The following is a 12,868-nucleotide window of genomic DNA, read 5'->3' on the forward strand; positions in this document are numbered from 1 at the left end:
GCGCCCGATATGACGACCACCTTCGGCGAGCGGCTGGCCGCAGCCAAGAGCACCCATGGGCCGATCTGTGTAGGGATCGACCCACACCCCGCCCTGCTCGACGCCTGGGGCCTGTCCGCCGACGCGGACGGGCTCGAGGCGTTCGCCGAAACATGCGTCGAAGCCTTCGACGGCACGGTGGCGGTGGTCAAACCGCAGGTCGCCTTCTTCGAGGCCTACGGGTCGGCGGGGATCGCGGTACTCGAACGCACCGTCGAGGTCCTGCGTGCCTCGGGCACGCTGGTCCTGGCCGATGCCAAACGCGGCGATATCGGTTCCACCATGGACGCCTACGCCCGCACCTGGCTGGGTGACGGCCCCCTGGCCGCGGACGCGGTCACCGTCTCGCCCTACCTGGGCTTCGGCGCCCTCCGCCCCGCCCTGGAACTGGCCCACACCAACCAGCGCGGCGTCTTCGTCCTGGCCGCCACGTCCAACCCGGAAGCCGCCCAGATCCAGCAGGCGACGCTCGGCGGGCGCACCATCGCACAGAGCATCGTCGACGACGCGGCCCAACTCAACCCCGCGGGACGCCCGGGCTCGGTAGGTGTGGTGGTCGGCGCCACACTCTCCGAGACACCGGACCTCACCATGCTCAACGGCCCGATCCTGCTGCCCGGCGTCGGAGCACAAGGCGGTACTGCGGACAAGGTCCGAGGCCTGCTCCCGGAACCGCTGTGGCGGGCGGCGGTACCGAACGTCTCCCGCGACGTGCTGCGAGCCGGGCCCTCGGTCACGGCCCTGCGCGACCGGCTGGCGGAGTTCCAGGAGGAGTTCGTTTTTCTTCGCTGACCTGTGTTTTTGGCGCCGCCTGCGGCGGCGCGGGGGTTGAGGCCCCCTGAGTCTCGCCGTTCAGGCCTCGAGACTCGCGCCTTCGGCGCATGCGACGTGCGGTCGGCCGTCCGGGGAATGCGGCCGTCGAGCACCTCCGGCCAAGGGTGAGACAGGCCTCGACCCTTCGAGGTGTCTTGTAGAACTCGACGCAGGCGGGTTGCGTCGGCGATCGATGTTCTGGTCGGCATGCGGACCCACGGGCACGACGGGTCGCAGGGGGCTTCCTGTCCGGGGCGGTCGCACAACACCGGACCGGGGGCGCGTGTTGTCTGTGTGGCCCGGTCCTCGCCCGTACCTGTCGGCGTTCGACGGGGGGCCTCGGGGGCCTCGACTCGCGGCGCCGCAAAACAAACACAGCACCTTCGCGACTGGGCGTGCATCTCCACTTCGCGGCCCGGCGAGTGCCGGGGTTCTCGGTTGCCCGGGTGTGTGCCTCGGAGTCCTACCGGGCTTCGTGGGCGTCCTTCGGTTCCTACCGGCTGCTCGGGTGCGTGCCGGTGTTGTTCTGCTATGTGGGCGAATCCCAGGTGCGCCCCGGCGGCTGGGTGCTGCCCGCAGACTTCTCGGTCGCTCCGTTTGCGCGTGCCACGTTGCCGCGACTGTCCGACCGACACCGACTGCCCTTTCCGCCCTCCTCGTCCGATGACATATCCCGTCCGAGTCTCCGGGAACCGGCCCGCCCCTCCGGCGGCCACCGGCTCGACAGTCCGCCGACCCGAAGTCGTCCTCCGATCTCGGACCAGTCGCCGACCCCGGCCTGTACGCTGTAAATATTCGGACGATACGGTCGCTTCTGTGGCGTCGTCGGGCCTCACGGGGAACCCGGATTCGGTCCGCCTGCCCCCTCCCCGCGCCTTCAGCGGGTGCTCGGGCGAAAATTTCCCAGAAAATTCCTGGTAGGGCGGCTGGGAGGTAGCCAGCGGGTTGTGGAGGAGTGTGGTTATCGCGCCGCAACTCGGTCGCGAGCTCGAAAACCCGCTGATGGCAGGGTGTTTCGTGAACCGGGGAGTGGGACCTGCGGTTACGGCAAGCAAGGATGCGGGTGGTTCGGCACAAGGGTGACAGGGGGTCCGATTCATGCCCTGACCTGGGGGGTGGGTTCGCAATCCGGGGGCGTCGTGGGTACGGTCGCTGAGACTGCCGGGTAGTTCGGCAGGTTTTGATGCAGGAATGATGAGACGGAGGAACCGTGGCCCTTCCCCAGCTGACTGATGAGCAGCGCGCCGCTGCTCTGGAGAAGGCGGCTGCCGCTCGCCGTGAGCGGGCAGAGCTCAAGGATCGCCTCAAGCGCGGCGGCACCGATCTGAAAGAGGTCCTCGGCCAGGCCGAGACCAATGAGATCATCGGCAAGATGAAGGTGCGTGCCCTGCTGGAAGCCCTGCCGAAGGTCGGCAAGGTCAAGGCCGAGGAGATCATGAACGAGCTCGAGATCGCGCCGACCCGACGGCTGCGTGGTCTCGGTGACCGGCAGCGCAAAGCGCTGCTCGCCAAATTCGATCTCGGCGCCTGACAACCTCGGTGATCGAGAACATGACGAAGGGTCGGCTGGTTGTACTGGTCGGCCCCTCGGCCGTGGGCAAGTCCACCGTGGTGCGATGTGTCCGCGAACGGCTGCCGGAACTGGTTTTCAGCGTCTCGGCGACGACACGGGACCCGCGTCCCGGTGAAGTCGACGGTCGCGACTACCGGTTCGTCAGCCGGGCCGAGTTCGACGCGATGATCGAAGCCGGGGATCTGCTCGAGTGGGCGGATATCCACGGCGGGCTGCAGCGGTCGGGTACGCCGGCTGCGCCGGTGCGCGCCGCGTTGTCGGAGGGGCTCCCGGTGCTCATCGAGGTCGACCTCGAAGGAGCACGGTCGATCCGGCAGGCGATGCCGGAGGCCGTGCTGGTATTTCTCGCGCCGCCCAGCTGGGACGAGCTGGTGGACCGGCTGCGCAGTCGCGGTACCGAATCGCCGGAGGTCATCGAACGCCGGCTGGAGACCGCACGGGTGGAATTGGCCGCACGTGACGAGTTCGACACCGTGATCGTGAACGACACCGTGACCAGCGCCTGTGCGCAGTTGGTATCGTTGTTCGTCAGCACGAATTCCAATTCGTAGCCCGCTGCGCGGCCCGAGAGTCGTCGCGCAGCCGAGCCCAGACCCCGCAGGAGCTTCCTCAGTGAGCAGTTCGGACACCGTTACGCCCGCCTACGACACCCCGATCGGCCTCACCAACCCGCCGATCGACGAGCTGCTCGACCGCACCTCGTCCAAGTACAGCCTGGTGATCTACGCGGCCAAACGCGCCCGTCAGATCAACGACTACTACAACCAGCTGGGCGACGGCATCCTCGAATACGTCGGCCCGCTGGTGGAGCCGCTGCCGCAGGAGAAGCCGCTGTCGGTGGCGATGCGCGAGATCCACAGCGATCTGCTCGAGCACACCGAAGGCGAATGACCCGCTAGCCGGGTGGACGGCCGATAGGGCAGGAGGCGCGCTATGGCGCGGGTAGTTGTCGGGGTGGGCGGCGGAATCGCCGCGTACAAGGCGTGCGCTCTGGTGCGGCGGTTCACCGAGACCGGCCATACCGTCCGGGTGATTCCCACCGACGCGGCACTGCAGTTCGTGGGCAAGGCGACCTTCGAGGCGCTGTCCGGCCATCCGGTGCACACCGGAGTCTTCTCCGATGTGCCGGAGGTGCCGCACGTGCGGCTGGGTCAGGAAGCGGAGCTCGTCGTCATCGCGCCCGCCACCGCGGACCTCATGGCGCGGGCGGCGCACGGCCGCGCCGACGATCTACTCACCGCGACCCTGCTCACGGCCCGATGTCCCGTGTTGTTCGCGCCCGCCATGCACACCGAGATGTGGGAGCACGCGGCGACCGTCGCGAATGTGGCGGCGCTGCGCGCGCACGGCGCGACCGTGATGGAGCCCGCGTCGGGCCGGCTCACCGGCACCGATACCGGTCCGGGGCGGCTGCCCGAACCCGAGGAGATCTTCGGTCTCGCGTCGCTGCTGCTCGAACGCACCGACGCGGTTCCGCGCGATCTGGTGGGCAGACGTGTCGTGATCACCGCGGGTGGCACCCGCGAGCCGCTGGATCCGGTCCGGTTCCTCGGTAACCGCAGTTCCGGGAAACAGGGGTACGCGCTCGCCCGAGTCGCCGCTCAGCGCGGTGCGCAGGTCACGCTCATCGCCGGGAACACCATCGAGATGGCGCCGCCCGCCGCGGTGGAGCTGGTCCACATCACCACCGCCGAGCAGTTGAAAACTGCGGTGGACAAGCACGCGGTCGGTGCGGACGCCGTCATCATGGCCGCCGCGGTGGCCGATTTCCGGCCCGCCTCGGTAGCCGCCGCCAAGATCAAGAAGGGTAAGGACGAACCCGACACCATCGCCCTGGCCAAGAACGAGGACATCCTCGCCGGTCTGGTCCAGGAGCGCCGGGAGGGTCGGCTGCCCGGAACGGCCATCGTCGGATTCGCCGCCGAAACCGGCGACGCGGACGGCGACGTGATCACTCACGCGCGGGCCAAACTGGCCCGTAAGGGCTGTGATCTGCTGGTGGTGAACGCGGTGGGTGACGGTAAGGCGTTCGAGGTCGACACCAACGACGGCTGGCTGCTGCGCGCGGACGGCAGTGAACAGGCGCTCGACCACGGATCCAAAGCGCTGCTGGCCAGTCGCGTCCTGGACGCGCTGGGGCCCCTGCTGAGTCGAGGCGCCGGGCTGTGCCCGCCGACCGTCGTATCCCGGTAGTCCTGCACTGCTTGCCGGAGTTCCGGAACGAGCGGTCCCCGCGCGGGGCGCGAACGCGATACTATCCAGCTCGCTCGGGGGTGGTGTGCCGCTGCGCGGGCACGCCCCGACCGGAAACTTGTACGGTCGGGTGTCCGAAACCCCGATCCGGCCGCCCGTTCTAATAGTCTGAGAGTCCAGGGTCGCGATCGCAGCCGCGCGCTACGGTCCCTCCCGGACACGAGTAACCGTTGAGGAAGAGGGAAACTGTGCGCACGTCCGGTAGCCGGCTATTCACCAGTGAGTCCGTGACCGAGGGTCATCCGGACAAGATCTGTGACGCCATCAGCGATTCCATCCTCGACTCACTGCTCGCCCAGGACCCCCGCAGCCGGGTCGCCGTGGAAACCATGGTGACCACCGGGCAGGTGCACGTCGCGGGTGAGGTCACCACCGAGGCCTATGCGGATATCCCGCATATCGTCCGGGAGAAGATCCTCGAGATCGGATACGACTCCTCGGCAAAGGGATTCGACGGCAACTCCTGCGGAGTCAATATCGCGATCGGTGCGCAGTCGCCCGATATCGCGCAGGGTGTAGACACCTCGCACGAAGCAAGGGTCGGCGGCTCCGACGACGAGATCGAACAGCAGGGCGCCGGCGATCAGGGCCTGATGTTCGGTTACGCCAATACCGACACCCCCGAACTGATGCCGCTGCCGATCGCGCTGGCCCATCGCCTGTCGCGCAAACTCACCGAGGTCCGCAAGACCGGTGTGCTGCCCTATCTGCGCCCCGACGGTAAAACCCAGGTCACCATCGAATACGAGGGTGACAAGGCGGTCCGGCTGGACACCGTGGTTCTGTCGACCCAGCATGCGGCCGATATCGATCTGGACAATCTGCTGGCCCCCGATATCCGGGAGAAGGTCGTCGACGCGGTCCTGGCCGAGATCGCGATCCCCGATCTGGATATCTCCGATATCCGGCTGCTGGTGAACCCGACCGGCAAGTTCGTGCTCGGCGGTCCGATGGGCGATGCCGGTCTGACCGGTCGCAAGATCATCGTCGACACCTACGGCGGCATGGCCCGCCACGGCGGCGGCGCCTTCTCCGGTAAAGACCCCTCGAAGGTCGACCGTTCGGCCGCCTACGCCATGCGCTGGGTCGCCAAGAACGTGGTCGCCGCCGGTCTGGCCGACCGGGTCGAGGTGCAGGTGGCCTACGCGATCGGTAAATCGGCGCCGGTCGGCCTGTTCGTGGAGACCTTCGGCACCGAGAAGGCCGATCCGGCCAAGATCTCGGCCGCCATCACCGAGGTGTTCGACCTGCGGCCGGGCGCGATCATTCGCGATCTGGATCTGCTGCGGCCGATCTACGCCCCGACCGCCGCGTACGGGCATTTCGGCCGCACCGATATCGATCTGCCCTGGGAGCGCACCGACCGCGCGGACAAACTGCGCGCCGCCGCCGGACTGTAAGTTCCACGTCCCGCGTGGATCGACCACCGGCCGACACCCCCGCCGACCCCGGGTCCGCGGGGGTGTCGGCCGAGTCGGGGTCGCCACGCCGCCGGACCGCCCGCGTGCAGAAGTCCGCATCGGCGGAGCCGGAGGCGATCGAGCACCCGGTGGCCCGGGTGCTCCCGCTGCTCACCCCGGCGCATCTGGACCGCGATTTCGACTACCTGGTGCCACCGGAGCTCGACGAGATCGCCCGGCCGGGCGTCCGGGTTCGCGTCCGGTTCGCCGGACGCCTGGTGGACGGCTACCTGCTGTCCCGGCACGCACAATCCGATCATCCGGGCAAACTCGTGCGGCTGGAACGGGTGGTATCGGCCGAGCGGGTCCTCACTCCGGAGATTCTGCGGCTGGCCACGACCGTGGCATCCCGGTGTGCCGGAACTCGTGCCGATGTGCTGCGGCTGGCCGTTCCACCCCGGCATGCCCGGGTGGAGAACGGAGGCCCGGCGAAGAAGAGCGCCGGACCGGAGCGGGACAGCACGCCCGTTTCCCCGGATGATCAGCCGGTTTCGGAACCATCCGGGCCGCTCGGCGAATCCGGGCACCACGACGACCGGGCAGCGATGCCCACTGTCGCCGGGCCCGCGCTGCCCGCCGGCTCGGCAGGGCCGCCCGCCTGCGCTGTCCGCTCGAGCGCGGATACGCCGGGGCGAACGGAATTCGACGTGGATCGCTCGGTGGGCTCGGGGGCCGGGGATACCCGGGACGGTGCCGGCACCGAGAACGATCCGGTCGAGCCGGGTACCGGCGAGATGGATACCGGACCGGCAGCCGGTGATCGTGCCGGTTCACGGCGGGCAGCCGCGGCCGTCGAAATTCCGCCGATTCCGGTGCCTGGGCGAGGGGCGGAAGGTCCGTCGGCGGACGAGCATGCGGGGCAGCGCGGCGAACCGGAGCATCCGGGGCTACCCGGCGCTGTCGATGCGTCGGCCTGGCGCCGGTACCGGCACGGAGACGCTTTCCTCACCGCGCTCGCGAATCACCGGGGTCCGCGGGCGGCCTGGCAGGCGCTGCCGGGTGAGGACTGGGCCCGGCGCCTGGCCGAGCTCGCCGCGGTGGTGGCGGCGAGTGGTCGCAGTGCCGTACTGATGGTCCCCGACCAACGCGATCTGGACCGGGTACTGCGCGAATGTGTTCAGTTGGTGGGTGATTCGGCCGTCGGCCTTTCGGCCGGACTCGGTCCGGCGGCGCGATACCGGCGCTGGCTGGCGGTCCTCCGCGGTACCGCACGAGTGGTGGTGGGCACCCGCAGCGCGGTGTTCGCGCCCGCGGTGGATCTCGGGCTCATCGCGATCTGGGACGACGGCGACGATACCTACGCCGAACCCCGCGCCCCGTATCCGCATGCGCGTGAAGTCGCCATGCTCCGGGCCCACGAGACCGGTGCGGCCTTCGTGGCAGCCGGATTCGCCCGGACCGCCGAGACCCAGGCGGTGGTGGAATCCGGTTGGGCGCACGATCTCCTCGCCGATCGGGCGACCCTGCGGGCGGCCGCTCCGCGGATCAGTGCCCCCGGCGATACCGATGCCGCGCTGGAGCGCGACCCGATGGCGCGGGCGATCCGCGTCCCTGCCGCGGCTTTCGCTGCCGCCCGGCAGGCGCTCGCGGCCGGAGCGGCCGTGCTGGTACAAGTGCCCCGGCGCGGTTACGTACCGGCCCTGGCCTGCACGAAATGTCGTACGCCCGCGCGTTGCCGGCGATGCGTGGGTCCGTTGTCGTTGCCGGATCATCCGGGCACCGATACCGGGGCCGCGCACAGCCCGGTCTGCCGCTGGTGCGGTCGTACCGAGGCAGCGTTCCGCTGTCCGGTCTGCGGCGGGCGGGCGCTGCGCGCCGTGGTGATCGGTGCCACGCGGACCGCCGAGGAACTGGGCAGGGCCTTTCCCGGCGTGCCGATCCGCGGGTCCAGCGGTGCGGGCCTGCTGGATACGGTGCCGCCGGGTCCCCAGGTGGTGGTGGCCACCGTCGGGGCCGAACCGCTGCTCGCCGGCGGCTACGGGGTGGGTCTGTTGCTGGACGGCTGGGCGCTGCTCGGTCGCGCGGATCTACGCGCTGCCGAAGACACGCTGCGGCGCTGGCTGAGCGCCGCGGCTCTGGTGCGCCCGGACGGTCAGGTGCTGGTGATGGCCGATCCCGCGGTGCCGACCGTACAGGCACTGCTGCGCTGGGATCCGGCGGGCCACGCGGCCGCCGAACTGGCGCAGCGGGCCGAGGTCGGGTTTCCCCCGGCGGTGCGGATGGCGGCGGTCGACGGTACCCCCGACGGGATCTCCGCCCTGCTCGCCGCCGCCGAACTCCCCGCTGAGGTGGAGGTACTGGGCCCGGTGCCGCTACCGCCCGGTGCCCGGCCGCCGTCGGGAGCCCGTAGTGGCGGCGACGATCCGGGCCCGGAGGTCGAACGGATACTGTTGCGCGCGCCCCGGAACCGTGGCGTGGAACTGGCGCGGGCGCTCTCCACAGCGCAGTCCGTGCGAAGCAGTCAGCGGGCGGATTCGCCGCCTCGCGTGCAGATAGATCCGCTGAATATCGGCTGATCCACGGAGGCGGTGATCTGCCGGAACAGCACCCTGGATGCGCCCGCGCTCCATCCCGCAGATTCGACGTGCCCGGCCGGTCTCCGCGGTCCACCGAGGATGTCGCATCGGTTCAAGAGGCATCGCCCGTCACCCACGGGGCGTCGTCGTTGCCGGCGGCGAGCAACAGTGGCCAGAATCCGGTCCGGTCGTGCTCGGTCAGCAACCGCCGCCAGAGGTGGTGGTCGGCCGGGCCGTCACTGAGCCGGAACGCCGGCATTCCGGCGCCCCGGGCCGATACCACCGACCGGCCGGGAGGAAGGGCGGCGGGTAGCGTCCGGCTCGTTCCGTCCCCATCGGGCAGTAACGGGTGCAGGTCCCAGGGCCAGTGAACAGGGCGGGGGAAACCCTGCCATCGGTGTGTACCTCGGCCATCGATCGTGTCTCGGGCGCTGGTAGGCCCTGTGCCGATCGCGACCGGCGACCCGCGGGCAGACGATATCCGGGGCGCGCGGGCGTCACGAGATCAGCGCACTCTTTGCCGGTGTGGCAACCGGTGCTCACTATTCGGCCGGTCGCCACCGAGAACTGTCGCGTCCCGGAATTGTTCGAGCCGGACCTTGCATTGGATAGATTGTCGATATATCGTCGATGCTATACAAACCGATCGAGTAGCTCAGGAGGCTGCAATGGAGAACATCGAGAACACAGAATTTCGAATGGGTCGCGGGCATCGTGGCCGCGGACCCCGACCGGGCGGATTCGGCCCCGGCGGGCCGCAGTTCCGGCGCGGGGGCCCGCCCGGATTCGGTCCCGGATTCGGCGGCGACTTCGGACCCGGATTCGGCCCTGGTTTCGGGCCCGGCTTCGGGCCGGGATTCGGCCGTGGCCGGGGGCGCGGTGGCCGTGGCCGGCGCGGTGACGTACGAGCGGCGATCCTGTTGCTGCTCACCGATCGCCCCATGCACGGTTACGAGCTGATCCAGCAGATCCGGGAACGCAGCGACGACCTCTGGCGCCCCAGCCCGGGATCGATCTACCCGGCGCTGTCCCAGCTGGAGGACGAAGGCCTCATCACCATCGACAAGGTCGCCGGCCGCAAAACCGCGCAACTGACCGAGACAGGCACCGCCCATGTCGCCGAACACCGTGCGGAACTCGGCGATCCATGGGCAGATGTCAAGCAGGGAGTCGGCGAGCACACCAATGACCTGCGTGCCGTGATCCCTCCGCTGATGGGCGCGGTAGCGCAGGTGGCCGCCGCAGGCACCCCGGAGCAGGCGGCCAAAGCGGCCGAGGTGCTCACCGATGCGCGGAAAGCGTTGTACCGCATCCTCGCCGGAGATGAGGAAACCGGAAAGTAACGGGGTGATCAAGACCTCGGGCACCGGTTTTCCGGGAAGCCCGCAAGGTAGAAGATTAGGTAGTGGAACAGTATCGATGGTCGACGGGGCGGGGCGGTGCACGACGCGGCAGGTTCATCCTGCGGGCGGTGACCGTGGCCGTCGCACTGGCTGGGTCGGTGTTGCTCGCGAGCGTCGAGAGCACCGCCCAGCCGCCGGGCTACCTGCCCCCAGAGGTCCCCACGGACCCCGGTCCACCGCAGGCCGACCACTTGGGCGCGGTGCTCTATATGAAATCCCATCCGAACGCGGTCCCGCGCGGTGCCAACGATTTCGGATGTGTCCCGGACGCCGCTCATCCGCAACCGGTGATCCTGGCGCACGGCACCGACGCGAGCGCCTACACGGACTGGTCGGTCATCGGACCGCAGCTCGTGGACCAGGGATTCTGCGTATTCGCGCTGAACTACGGCGGTAAACCCGGCGCCGGGACCTACGGCACCGAGGACATCGCCCTCAGCGGCTACCAGATCGCTCAGTTCGTTGACGACGTCCGCACCGCAACCGGCGCCCAGAAGGTCGATCTCGTCGGATTCTCCCAGGGCGCCAATGTGACCCGCTATTACATCGACAAGCTCGGCGGCGCGCCGAAAGTCGACCACTGGGTCGGTCTCGCCTCACCCACCTACGGCGGCGTCATGTACGGGCTGATACCGCTGGCCCAGCAGATCCCGGGCGCACTGGACCTGGCCGCACAGGCGACCTCGGTCGCGGCGGTCCAGCAGGCACAAGGGTCACCCTTCATGCGGGAACTCAACGCGGGCGGCGATACCGTGCCCGGCGTTCGGTACACCACGGTCGGCAGCCGGGTCGACGAAGTGATCCAGCCCTTCGGAAATATCGCCCTGCGCGGACCGGGAGCCGAGAACATCGTCCTGCAGGACCGCTGCCCGGTCGACCTCACCGGGCACTTCCACATGGTCTACGACCCGTACGTCTATCAACTGCTGCTCCAGATCCTCGACCCCGGACACGCACCCGAACCGGTCTGCGTACCCGTCCCACTCGGCACCGGAATCCCACAGGTGATCATCGGCGGCAATATCTGAGGGGGAGGGAACTCGTCGGCTTGCACGGCAGTCGACGCCGAGTCCTGGGGAGGGCTGTGTTCCCGGGCCGGCGGCTGTCACATGGCTACGTTCTCGCCGCCCCTTCGTGTGCTCCGGTGCCGGGTTGTGGAGCCGGTGCGGGTGAGGCTTTGAACGCGGCCGCGGCGGCCTACCTAGAATGAGAACTTTCCGCCTGTCACCTGTCTTCGGGAGCTACCGTGACCGTCCAGTCCGTCCGCCTCTTCGGCGATCCCATCCTGCGAGCCCGCGCGGCGGAGGTCACCGAGTTCGGGCCCGAAGTGCGGCAGCTGGTGACCGATCTGACCGACACCATGTACGACGACGGCGGGGTCGGGATGGCGGCTCCGCAGATAGGTGTCGGCCTGCGGGTCTTCGTCTACGACACGCGCGACGCCCGCGGGCATCTGATCAACCCGAGCTGGACGGCGCTGGACGAGGAAGAACAGGTCGGCCCCGAGGGCTGCCTGTCGATTCCGGGGGTGAATCACGACACGCGCCGAGCGCTGCGGGTGCGGGCCACCGGCGTGGATGTGGACGGTCGTCCGGTCGAATTCGAGGCCGAGGGACTGCTGGCGCGGTGCGTGCAACACGAAACCGATCATCTGGACGGCACGCTGTTCATCGACCGGCTCGATCCACCCGACCGGAAGCAGGCCATGCGCACCATCCGCGAATCCGATTGGTTCATCGCCGGGTTGACGGTCCGGCCCAGCCGCGCGCTCGCCGAGCGGGACCACTGATGCGGATCGTCTTCGCCGGCACCCCGGAACCGGCGGTCCCGTCGCTGCGCCGGTTGCTCGATTCCCGGCACGAGGTGGTCGCGGTGGTGACCCGCCCCGACGCCGTCGCGGGGCGCGGCCGCAAGCTGAAGCGCTCACCGGTCGGTCAGCTCGCCGACGAACACGGCATCCCGGTCCTCACGCCCGGAAAACCTCGCGAGCCGGAATTCGTCGAAGCGCTCACCGAGCTGGCGCCCGACTGCTGCCCGGTGGTGGCCTACGGTGCGCTGCTGCCTCCCGAAGTCCTCGAGATCCCGAAGCACGGCTGGATCAACCTGCATTTCTCGCTGCTACCCGCCTGGCGCGGGGCGGCTCCGGTCCAGGCCGCGATCGCCGCCGGTGACGAGATCACCGGCGCGTCGACCTTCCTGATCGAAACCGGCCTGGATACCGGGCCCGTCTACGGAGTGGTGACCGAGCGGATCGCAGTCACCGATACCGCCGCGGATCTGCTGGGCCGGCTGGCGGACAGCGGCGCGGCACTGCTGGAACAGACGCTCGACGGTATCGAGGACGCGACTCTGCAGGCGGTTCCGCAACCGGCGGACGGCGTCTCCTACGCGCCGAAGATCACCGTCGAGGCGGCACAGGTGCGCTGGGATCAGCCCGCGCTGGCCGTGGGCCGCGCGATCCGGGCGGTCACCCCGTTCCCCGGGGCCTGGACAGTTGTGGCCGGTACCCGGCTGAAACTCGGGCCGGTGGAACTGGTCGAGGAGGCGATACCGGAACGGCAGATCGAGATCCGCAAGACCGGTGTCTTCATCGGGACCGCGACGACGGCGGTGCGGCTGGACCAGGTGCAACCGCCGGGTAAACGGATGATGTCCGCACTCGATTGGGCACGTGGTGCCCGCCTGGAGCCCGGCGCGGTGGTCGAATGACCGGCTCGGGTGGCGACCGGCCACGGGGATTCCGCCGTCATGCCGGACCGCGGAGTCCGGAAACCGGGACCTCGCGCGACGCGGCCCGGGAGAGTGCGCAGA

General features: G+C 69.3%; 12 protein-coding genes. 11 read left to right on the forward strand and 1 reads right to left on the reverse strand.

The features are described 5' to 3' along the window. Positions 1-9 precede the first annotated feature (9 nt). The 7 genes from pyrF to ACWCPQ_RS15710 all read left to right on the forward strand — a co-directional run bounded on the left by pyrF (position 10) and on the right by ACWCPQ_RS15710 (position 8,654). Entirely contained in the window at positions 10-831 is an 822-nt protein-coding gene (gene pyrF / locus ACWCPQ_RS15680; protein WP_449899079.1) for an orotidine-5'-phosphate decarboxylase, read from the forward strand. A 1,231-nt stretch (positions 832-2,062) separates the two neighbouring features. Next, complete coding sequence (gene mihF, locus ACWCPQ_RS15685) at positions 2,063-2,383, forward strand: integration host factor, actinobacterial type (RefSeq protein ID WP_039825551.1); 321 nt, start codon at positions 2,063-2,065, stop codon at positions 2,381-2,383. A gap of 20 nt (positions 2,384-2,403) precedes the next feature. Beyond that, a complete protein-coding gene (gmk, locus tag ACWCPQ_RS15690) occupies positions 2,404-2,976 on the forward strand; it encodes a guanylate kinase (protein WP_449899082.1) in 573 nt (190 codons plus the stop codon). Between the two features lie 61 nt (positions 2,977-3,037). Beyond that, positions 3,038-3,316 carry a DNA-directed RNA polymerase subunit omega gene (gene rpoZ, locus ACWCPQ_RS15695; protein WP_062995869.1) on the forward strand — a complete coding sequence of 93 codons (279 nt, stop codon included), beginning with the start codon at positions 3,038-3,040 and terminating at the stop codon, positions 3,314-3,316. 42 nt (positions 3,317-3,358) lie between these two features. Beyond that, entirely contained in the window at positions 3,359-4,618 is a 1,260-nt protein-coding gene (coaBC, locus tag ACWCPQ_RS15700) for a bifunctional phosphopantothenoylcysteine decarboxylase/phosphopantothenate--cysteine ligase CoaBC (protein WP_449899087.1), read from the forward strand. 248 nt (positions 4,619-4,866) lie between these two features. Next, positions 4,867-6,078, forward strand: a complete 1,212-nt coding sequence (metK, locus tag ACWCPQ_RS15705) for a methionine adenosyltransferase (RefSeq protein ID WP_449899090.1) — start codon at positions 4,867-4,869, stop codon at positions 6,076-6,078. Positions 6,079-6,182: 104 nt separating this feature from the next. After that, on the forward strand, positions 6,183-8,654 hold the full coding sequence (locus ACWCPQ_RS15710; protein ID WP_449899093.1) for a primosomal protein N': 2,472 nt from the start codon (positions 6,183-6,185) through the stop codon (positions 8,652-8,654). A 112-nt stretch (positions 8,655-8,766) separates the two neighbouring features. On the opposite strand, the gene ACWCPQ_RS15715 is transcribed toward ACWCPQ_RS15710, so the two are convergent. Then, positions 8,767-8,913, reverse strand: a complete 147-nt coding sequence (locus ACWCPQ_RS15715; RefSeq protein ID WP_449899096.1) for a hypothetical protein — start codon at positions 8,911-8,913, stop codon at positions 8,767-8,769. Positions 8,914-9,322: 409 nt separating this feature from the next. Here ACWCPQ_RS15715 and ACWCPQ_RS15720 point away from each other — a divergent pair, with 409 nt between their 5' ends. The 4 genes from ACWCPQ_RS15720 (at position 9,323) to fmt (ending at position 12,766) form a co-directional block, all read left to right on the forward strand. Continuing rightward, positions 9,323-9,997: a PadR family transcriptional regulator gene (locus ACWCPQ_RS15720; RefSeq protein ID WP_449899099.1), complete on the forward strand. Its 675-nt coding sequence runs from the start codon at positions 9,323-9,325 to the stop codon at positions 9,995-9,997. Positions 9,998-10,131: 134 nt separating this feature from the next. Then, complete coding sequence (locus ACWCPQ_RS15725; RefSeq protein ID WP_449899357.1) at positions 10,132-11,085, forward strand: esterase/lipase family protein; 954 nt, start codon at positions 10,132-10,134, stop codon at positions 11,083-11,085. A gap of 218 nt (positions 11,086-11,303) precedes the next feature. After that, positions 11,304-11,846 carry a peptide deformylase gene (def, locus tag ACWCPQ_RS15730; protein ID WP_449899102.1) on the forward strand — a complete coding sequence of 181 codons (543 nt, stop codon included), beginning with the start codon at positions 11,304-11,306 and terminating at the stop codon, positions 11,844-11,846. Beyond that, a complete protein-coding gene (gene fmt / locus ACWCPQ_RS15735; RefSeq protein ID WP_449899104.1) occupies positions 11,846-12,766 on the forward strand; it encodes a methionyl-tRNA formyltransferase in 921 nt (306 codons plus the stop codon). Before def ends, fmt begins: the two co-directional genes overlap by 1 nt. Positions 12,767-12,868: the final 102 nt, after the last annotated feature.

This window comes from Nocardia sp. NPDC001965 (genome assembly GCF_053594175.1).

Coding starts and splice junctions, on each gene's coding strand:
- pyrF (WP_449899079.1), top strand. CDS start 10: ATGACGACCACCTTCGGCGAGCGGCTGGCCGCAGCCAAGAGCACCCAT.
- gmk (WP_449899082.1), top strand. CDS start 2,404: ATGACGAAGGGTCGGCTGGTTGTACTGGTCGGCCCCTCGGCCGTGGGC.
- coaBC (WP_449899087.1), top strand. CDS start 3,359: ATGGCGCGGGTAGTTGTCGGGGTGGGCGGCGGAATCGCCGCGTACAAG.
- ACWCPQ_RS15715 (WP_449899096.1), bottom strand. CDS start 8,913: ATGCCGGCGTTCCGGCTCAGTGACGGCCCGGCCGACCACCACCTCTGG.
- ACWCPQ_RS15720 (WP_449899099.1), top strand. CDS start 9,323: ATGGAGAACATCGAGAACACAGAATTTCGAATGGGTCGCGGGCATCGT.
- fmt (WP_449899104.1), top strand. CDS start 11,846: ATGCGGATCGTCTTCGCCGGCACCCCGGAACCGGCGGTCCCGTCGCTG.